The organism is Micromonospora globispora (assembly GCF_003857015.1).
Taxonomy (GTDB): Bacteria; Actinomycetota; Actinomycetes; order Mycobacteriales; family Micromonosporaceae; genus Micromonospora; species Micromonospora globispora.
Genome location: NZ_QGGF01000104.1, coordinates 1 through 6,604, shown reverse-complemented (window position 1 = coordinate 6,604; position 6,604 = coordinate 1). Strand labels below are relative to the sequence as shown.

9 protein-coding genes and 1 pseudogene are annotated in these 6,604 nt (G+C 73.6%); 5 read left to right on the top strand and 5 right to left on the bottom strand.

Going from position 1 to position 6,604, the window contains the following annotated elements:
- Both DKL51_RS03875 and DKL51_RS34715 read right to left on the bottom strand, forming a co-directional pair.
- Positions 1-303: pseudogene (locus tag DKL51_RS03875) on the bottom strand (hypothetical protein); the annotation flags it as partial.
- A gap of 174 nt (positions 304-477) precedes the next feature.
- On the bottom strand, positions 478-615 hold the full coding sequence (locus DKL51_RS34715; RefSeq protein WP_165823092.1) for a hypothetical protein: 138 nt from the start codon (positions 613-615) through the stop codon (positions 478-480).
- Positions 616-786: 171 nt separating this feature from the next.
- On the opposite strand from DKL51_RS34715, the gene DKL51_RS03870 reads away from it, so the two are divergent.
- A complete protein-coding gene (locus DKL51_RS03870; RefSeq protein WP_165823091.1) occupies positions 787-1,275 on the top strand; it encodes an SLOG cluster 4 domain-containing protein in 489 nt (162 codons plus the stop codon).
- A 70-nt stretch (positions 1,276-1,345) separates the two neighbouring features.
- Here the strand turns inward: DKL51_RS03870 and DKL51_RS03865 are convergent, their stop codons facing one another.
- Both DKL51_RS03865 and DKL51_RS03860 read right to left on the bottom strand, forming a co-directional pair.
- A complete protein-coding gene (locus DKL51_RS03865) occupies positions 1,346-2,035 on the bottom strand; it encodes an HAD family hydrolase (RefSeq protein ID WP_243422343.1) in 690 nt (229 codons plus the stop codon).
- Positions 2,036-2,130: 95 nt separating this feature from the next.
- Entirely contained in the window at positions 2,131-3,480 is a 1,350-nt protein-coding gene (locus DKL51_RS03860) for a BTAD domain-containing putative transcriptional regulator (protein ID WP_109944395.1), read from the bottom strand.
- 120 nt (positions 3,481-3,600) lie between these two features.
- Between DKL51_RS03860 and DKL51_RS03855 the strand changes: the two genes are divergently transcribed.
- Positions 3,601-4,146, top strand: coding sequence for a hypothetical protein (locus DKL51_RS03855; protein ID WP_109944419.1), 546 nt, complete (start codon positions 3,601-3,603; stop codon positions 4,144-4,146).
- Between the two features lie 53 nt (positions 4,147-4,199).
- Positions 4,200-4,511, top strand: a complete 312-nt coding sequence (locus DKL51_RS03850) for a nucleoside triphosphate pyrophosphohydrolase family protein (protein ID WP_109944394.1) — start codon at positions 4,200-4,202, stop codon at positions 4,509-4,511.
- A gap of 6 nt (positions 4,512-4,517) precedes the next feature.
- Here the strand turns inward: DKL51_RS03850 and DKL51_RS03845 are convergent, their stop codons facing one another.
- The gene (locus DKL51_RS03845; protein ID WP_165823090.1) at positions 4,518-4,994 is read right to left on the bottom strand and encodes a nucleotidyltransferase domain-containing protein; all 477 of its coding nucleotides are present in this window, start codon (positions 4,992-4,994) and stop codon (positions 4,518-4,520) included.
- Positions 4,995-5,046: 52 nt separating this feature from the next.
- Here DKL51_RS03845 and DKL51_RS03840 point away from each other — a divergent pair, with 52 nt between their 5' ends.
- Both DKL51_RS03840 and DKL51_RS03835 read left to right on the top strand, forming a co-directional pair.
- Positions 5,047-5,637: a dihydrofolate reductase family protein gene (locus DKL51_RS03840; protein WP_109944392.1), complete on the top strand. Its 591-nt coding sequence runs from the start codon at positions 5,047-5,049 to the stop codon at positions 5,635-5,637.
- Positions 5,630-6,604: alpha-hydroxy acid oxidase (locus DKL51_RS03835; protein ID WP_148097718.1), on the top strand; the 975-nt coding region annotated here is incomplete at its 3' end. The genes DKL51_RS03840 and DKL51_RS03835, both read left to right, overlap by 8 nt.

The window sequence follows — 6,604 nt, the reverse complement described above, 5'->3', positions numbered from 1 at the left end:
GCCCGGCAGGGTGGTGGCGTTGGCGGCCAGGGTGGCGGCGGCCGGGGGAGCGTCGTACTCGGCCGCGGTCGGCTCCTCGGTGACCGCGACGGGCGCCTCGTCCACGACCGCCTCCGGTCCGTCCTCGTCGACGGTGGCCGTCGCCGGGGCGTTCACCTCGGTCACCCCCGCCACCGGGTCACCCTCCACGATGGGTGCCGTCGGGCTCGCGGCCGCCCGGAGACCGCGCAGCACCCACCCGCCGAGCAGGCCCACCAGCAGGGCCAGGATCACGATCAGCCATTGCCCAGAACTCTGCAGCACGGCGAACCTCCCTCTTATGTCTGTCAAAAAGTCGCGAGAAAACCCGGGGCAGCTTCGCATACGGACGCCGCGGACAACAGGGAGGTCGGCGGCTTCTCGCGCTGATGGGACAGGCGGTGTCGGCGGGTGGCGACGGGATGACCGAACGTGTAGCGAATTGCGCGTCGGTCGCCGTTAGCCGGCGACTCCGCCGTCGCGGTTCCGCTCGTCGATGCGGCGGCGCACGTCCGCGCCGGCCTGTCGGGCGCGTCGCGGCAGCCAGAAGGCGAGACCGACCATCACCAGGATGAGTACGAGGAGCAGCCAGCGCATGTCGGCCTCCGTCCATTGCGGCGACCACGGTCGCCTCTCGGCCGCAGTGTGCTCGCCCGCCGGCCGACGCGCTCGCCGGGCCGTCCCCGGTCCCGGCATCAGCCGTTGACCATATGGTGTTGTCCGCCGGTGTGCCCGGTCGCGGCGACGACGCCACGGTGACCAGCGGGGATGCGGGGAGTGGTGCGGGTGCAGGTGGCGGTGTGCGGGTCGGCGGACGCGAGCGAGGCCGAGGTGACCGCCGCCCGGCGGGTGGGGGAGTTGCTGGCCGAGCGGGGGGTCACCGTCCTCTGCGGAGGTGGCCGCGGGGTGATGGGCGCGGTCGCCGCCGGCGCCCGTTCCCGCGGCGGCCTGGTGATCGCGGTACGCCCCGACGACGGCACGGATCCCGGGCCGGCCGACGTCTCCGCGTCCGTGGTGACGAACATGGGCCAGGCGCGCAACGCGATCCTGGTGTGGAGCGCCGACGCGGTCATCGCCGTCGGCGGCTCGTGGGGCACCCTCAGCGAGGTCGCCCTCGCCATGCGCAGGGGCCGCATACCCGTGGCGGCGCTCGACGGCTGGCGGATCCTCGACCGAACCGGCGATGCGGTGCCCGGGCTGTATCCGGTCGGCACTCCCGAGGAGGCGGTACGCGTGGCGCTCCGTCTCCCGGCCTGACGTCAGACCCGCCTTGGGGCCGATGCTCCCGAGAGCCTTCGGCCGGCCGAGGGGATCCGGCCCCCCGGGCTCAGCCGATCAGCGACAGCAGCTCACGGGGGTGACCCGCGATGCGGTCCGCCGCCTCCCGCGGGTCGTACTGGTGGCCCCAGCCGGCGGCCACCGCGAGGGCGCCGCTGCGCCGGGCCGCCCGCAGGTCGAGCGGCGAGTCACCCACGTAGGCGGCGCGGGCGGGTGCAACGCCCAGCCGGCGGCAGGCGAGTTCGATGCCGTCCGGCTCCGGTTTGGGTCGGCTGACCTCGTCTCCGCCGACAACAACCCGGAAATGTCGGAGGAGACCCACCCGGTCGAGCAGGATCTCCGCCGCCCGATGGCTGGCACCGGTGAAGAGTCCGATCGGCGCACGGCCGCCGACGTCGCCGAGCAGTTCGGCCACGCCGGCGTAGACCGTCACCTGCCCGGCGAGGGCGGCCAGATGAGCGTGGTAGCGGGCGAGGTCCTGATCAGTGGCCGGCCGTCGGAGCAGGTGCGTGATGAGGACGGACGGTGGTCCGAGCGGATACCGGGCGATGATCTCGGCGTCCGAGAGCTCGGGTCCACCGCCGTCCAGGATGGCGGCGCGGTACGCGGCCGGCACCACCGTGTGGGACTCGATCAGCGTGCCGTCCATGTCGAAGACGACGGCATCCATCCGCTTGTCGGCGGCGATCCCGCCCGGCCATGGGTGCACGTGGGTGTCCTCCGTTGCGAGCGCGATCACCACCGTAGACCTGGAAGAGGCGCCTTGCGGTCCCGGCGGGCCGGCCCTGCCCGGTCAACCGTCGGGACCTGTTCCGGACCATAGCGGTCGGCCCGTCAGGCGGTGCGGCCGAGAGCCTCCGCACTGCCGCACGTGCCGAGGCTGCACCAGCGGCGCATCCCGCTCTCGTCGAGGAACAACCAGCCGCAGTCGCGGTGCGGGCAGGCCCGGACGGTGAGCCGGCGGGGGTCGGCCACCAGTTCGGCGGCGCTCCATGCGGCGGCGTGCACGGCCACCCGCAGGCCGGCGGCGAGGTCCGGCCACCACCGGCCTCGGCCGTCCGCCCCGCGCCGGAATACCAGCACCTTGGCGGCTGCCTCCGCGCAGCGCGCCACGGCGTCGAAGGCGGACCGGTCGTCCGGGTCGGTGAGGCAGGCGTACAGCCGGGTCCGCAGGACGCGGGCCTCGTCGAGGACGGTGGACGCCTGGCCGAGATCACGCCGGGCGAGCTCCGACAGCCTGCTCACCGCGACGTCGTCGATCAGTCCGACGTGGCCGGCCCACACCGCCAGGGTGCGGTAGCCGCGCAGCCACTCCGCGCCGGGCGGCGGCGCTTCGTGCTCCCATCCGGCGAAGGTGTTGCAGAAGTCCAGCGCCGGATGCCCGCCGACGCTCCACGGGAGGCTCTCGCCGCGTACCCGTACCTCGTAGAGGCGTCGATCGGGCCGGTCCAGCCGGTGGTCCTCGCGGAGGATCCGCCGGTGCACCTCGCGCAGTCTCGGCCCGGGCTCGACGCCGAGCCACTCCACCAGCGTCTCCCGGATGCTCTGGTAGAGCGTGAGGGCGTCGGCCTGCCGGCCACCCTGGTACAGCGCGGTCATCAGGGTGGCGACCAGCTGTTCCCGGGCCGGGTGTCGGGTGGCCAGCGGGGTCAGCTCGGTCACGACGCGGGCGTGCCGGCCCAGGGCGAGCTGCGCCTCGGCCCGCAGCTCGACGGCGGTGAGCCGGAGGTCCTCGAGCGGGCCGTGCAGCCGGTCGCGCAACTCCTCGTCGGCGGTGTCCGCGAGCAGCGGGCCGCGCCAGAGGGCCAGCGCCCGGTCGAGCAGCGGCACCCGGTCGACCGGGTCGATGGCACCGCTCGCCTGGTGCGTGAGTCGGCTGAACTCCTCGACGTCGACGTGGTGTCCGTCGGCCTCCACCAGGTAGCCGTCCCGGTGACTGGTGATCCGGACGCCGTGCGGGTGCAGGGCGGCGCGCAACCGACCGATGTAGGTGTGGATGGCGCCGCGGGCGGAGGCCGGTGGGTGTCCGTGCCAGAGCAGGTCGATGAGTCGGTCGGTGCTGACCAGGTGGCCCAGGTCGAGCAGCAGGACGGCGAGGACGCACCGTTCCTGGCGCCGGTTGCTGAGCGCGACCGGGTGACCGTCGTGGCCCGCCTCGAAGGGGCCGAGCAGTCGGAACTCCATGTCTGCTCTGACCGTCTGGCCCCCGTGGCAGGTTGTCGTGCCGGCCGACCGGATGGTGAGGATCTGGTGAGCGGCGTCGGTGAGCCTGGTCCGGATCGTCAGTCAACGGATGGAGTGATCATGCGTCGGACAGTGAGCGTTGGGACCACCCTGGCCGCGGCCGCACTGGTGGTGGCCGGGCCCGTTTCCCCGGCCGCCGCGGCGGCCGGCGACGAGGGCGGGCACGGCTGGGTGCCGGCTCCGCAGACGCCGTACGAGATGCCCGCCGGGGTGCGCTGCGACTTCCCGATCCGCGTCGAGGCCGTCGTGGACGACGTCCGCATGCTGGTGCTGGAGGAGTACCCGGACGGCTCGCCGCGGCGGGAGATGTACGAGGGTGACCTGCTGACCAAGGTGACGAACACGGCGACCGGGGTCAGCACCCTGGTGGACGCCGGTGGCAGCGCGATGGTCGAGCACTTCACGGACGGCTCGATGACCTGGTACGTCACCGGGCCGGTGCTCTTCGGCTTCGGTGAGAACGCCGGCACCCTGCCGCGCGGCGTGTGGCAGATCGACGGGCAGTTCAAGGTGGAGTTCACCCCGGTGCCGGGCTCCCCGACCTACTACAAGACCCTGACCATGGTGCACGGCACGACCCACAACGTCTGCACCGACCTCGACTGAGGTTTCAGCGGTTGCGCGGCGGCGGCCCCGATCGGGCCCGGTAGCTTCCGGTCATGGATCTTGCGGAGCTCCAGGCCCGGGCGAGGGCCGTCGCCGACCGGTACGACCAGCACCACGTGGCCGCGGGCCGCGCCCCCTGGAGCACCGGCGTCCTCGCCCTGGGCTTCGTCGGCGACGTCGGGGACCTGGCGAAGCTGGTGATGGCGGTCGACGGCCGGCGGGAGATCCCCGACGCCCGGGATCGGCTCGGCCACGAGCTGGCCGACTGCCTCTGGTCGGTCCTCGTGCTCGCCGACCGCTACGACGTCGACCTGGTCGCCGAGTTCGGGAAGATGACCGAGGGGATCGAGCGGCACCTGGGCTGAGGGCGGTCAGCCCTGCCCGGCCGCGCGGAGCAGCGCGATGTCGTGGTGGTCCACGTCGCGCAGCGGGTAGCCCTCCCGGAACCGGAGCTGCTGGGCGACCGACAAGCAGGGCACCCGCCGGCCCGCGACAACGCCCTCGGCGAAGCCGTCCGCCGCGTACTCGAAGGTCTGCCCGTCCAGTCCCTCCTGGACGCCGCTGCCGTCCCGCTGGAAGGCCACCGGGTGGATGTCCACCTCGCGGCCGTCCGGCGCGGTGAGCTCGGCGCGGACCGGCAGCCAGTCGACGGTGGTGACGAAACCGAGCCGGTCGAGCAGGTCGAGCAACTCCCGCTGCTGGGCCGCGTCGATCGCCAGGTCCAGGTCGCCGTGCGGCCGGGTCCGCCGGCCGGTCACCGCGTCCACGGCCCAGCCGCCGGCCACCCACACCCGCAGCCCGTGCGCGGCGAACTCGTCCAGCAGCGCGGTCACCTGGTCCCCGTTCATCCGCGGATCTTGACAGACTGGTCCCCTGTGCCGCCAATGCGAAAGGATCGCGATGCGGAAGATCATCCTGTGGATGTCGGTCTCCCTCGACGGCTTCTTCGCCGGACCGGACGGCGAACTGGACTGGCACCGGGTCGACGACGAGATGCACCAGCACTTCAATGACGAGCTGCGCCGGATGAGCGCCTTCCTGGACGGCCGCCGGACGTACGAGCTGATGGCCGATTTCTGGCCGACCGCCGACCAGGATCCGGGCAACAGTGCCCCGAGCCGGGAGTTCGCCGGGATCTGGCGGGACATGCCGAAGATCGTCTACTCCCGCACCCTGCCCCGAGCCGACTGGAACAGCACGGTGGTCCGGGAGGTGGTACCCGAGGAGGTCACGGCGCTCAAGGCGCAGCCCGGCGGTGACATGGTGCTCGGCGGGGCCGACCTGGCCGCCACCTTCCAGCGGCTCGGCCTGATCGACGAGTACCGGATCTACCTGCACCCGGTCGTCGTCGGGCGGGGCAGGCCGCTGTTTCCCGCCGACGCCCGGCTCGACCTGCGGCTGGTGGAGAGCCGGCCGTTCGGCAACGGTGTCGTGTTGCTGCGTTACCTGAAGGAGCCGGCGCGACCGGCCACCGGGCAGGCCGATGGCTGACGGCGAGCTGCCGGACAACCCGGCCCGACCTGTCGCGGTGGACGTGGCCGGGTGGCCGCCGAGCCTGGCGGACTTTGCCGAGCCGGCCCGTTCGGCCGTGCCACCCGAGGTCTGGGACTTCATCAACGGCGGCAGCGGCACCGAGACCACGCTGACCGCCAACCGAACCGCCCTGGACCGGGTCGCCGTGCTGCCCCGGGTGCTCACCGGCGTGGACCGCCCGCGTACCGAGGCGTCGCTGCTCGACCGGCCGCAGGCGATGCCGGTGGCGGTCGCGCCGATGGCGTACCAGCGGCTGGTCCACCCCGACGGCGAGCCGGCGCTGGCGGCGGCGGCCGGAGCGGCCGGGGTGCCGTACGTGGCCAGCACGCTGAGCAGCACGCCGATCGAGGAGGTCGCCGCGGCCGGCGACCAGGTCTGGTTCCAGCTCTACTGGCTGCGCGACCGGGGCATGGTCGCCGACCTGCTGGACCGGGCCCAGGCGGCCGGCTGCAGCGCCCTGATGGTCACCGTCGACGTGCCGGTCCTCGGCCGACGGTTGCGCGACGTGCGCAACGGCTTCGCGCTGCCGCCGCACGTGACGACCGCGAACCTGCCCGGCGGGCGGGACGACCTGGCGCACCAGGGCACGCCCGGGGTTTCCGCCGTGCCCTCCGGTGCGGTCTTCGCGCCCGCGCTGGGCTGGGCCGACCTCGAATGGCTGCGCGGCCGTACGCCGCTGCCGCTGCTGGTCAAGGGAGTCCTCGACCCGCGGGACGCGGTCCGCGCCGCGGAGATCGGGGTGGACGCGGTGGTGGTCTCCAACCACGGCGGACGCCAGCTCGACGGCGCTCCGGCCACCGCCACCGTGCTGCCCGAGGTGGTGGCCGCGGTGGGGAACGGATGCGAGGTGCTGCTGGACAGCGGCGTACGCGGCGGGGTCGACGTGCTGCGCGCGCTGGCGCTCGGCGCGGCCACCACCTCGGGC